The organism is Aliamphritea spongicola, from assembly GCF_017051665.1.
GTDB lineage: Bacteria > Pseudomonadota > Gammaproteobacteria > Pseudomonadales > Balneatricaceae > Amphritea > Amphritea spongicola.
Map to the genome: position 1 here is coordinate 1 of NZ_JAFIDL010000024.1, position 575 is coordinate 575.

Sequence of the window (575 nt, forward strand, 5' to 3'; positions counted from 1 at the left end):
AATGCACCAGAAGAGCGTGAGCGTGGTATTACTATCGCAACTTCTCACGTTGAATACGATTCTAACGACCGTCACTACGCGCACGTAGACTGCCCGGGTCACGCCGATTATGTTAAAAACATGATCACTGGTGCGGCTCAGATGGACGGTGCGATCCTGGTATGTGGTGCGACTGATGGCCCAATGCCACAGACTCGTGAGCACATCCTGCTGTCTCGTCAGGTAGGTGTACCTTACATCGTAGTATTCCTGAACAAAGCAGACCTGCTGGCTGAAGATTGCGGCGGTGCTGATTCTGAAGAATACGCTGAGATGCTGGAACTGGTTGAAATGGAGCTGCGTGAGCTGCTGGACCAGTACGACTTCCCAGGTGATGACACTCCAATCATCCCAGGTTCTGCTCTGATGGCTCTGAACGGCCAGGACGACAACGAACTGGGTACAACTGCAGTTAAGACTCTGGTTGAAACTCTGGATTCTTACATCCCAGAGCCAGAGCGTGCAATTGACCAGCCGTTCCTGATGCCAATCGAGGACGTATTCTCAATCTCCGGTCGTGGTACTGTAGTAACTGG

The 575-nt window shown here is 52.0% G+C and carries 1 protein-coding gene; it reads left to right on the forward strand.

Annotation, left to right across the window (positions count from 1 at the left end; genetic code table 11):
- The coding region (locus JYB63_RS22555; protein ID WP_243432131.1) for a GTP-binding protein at window positions 1-575 on the forward strand (575 nt) is incomplete at both ends.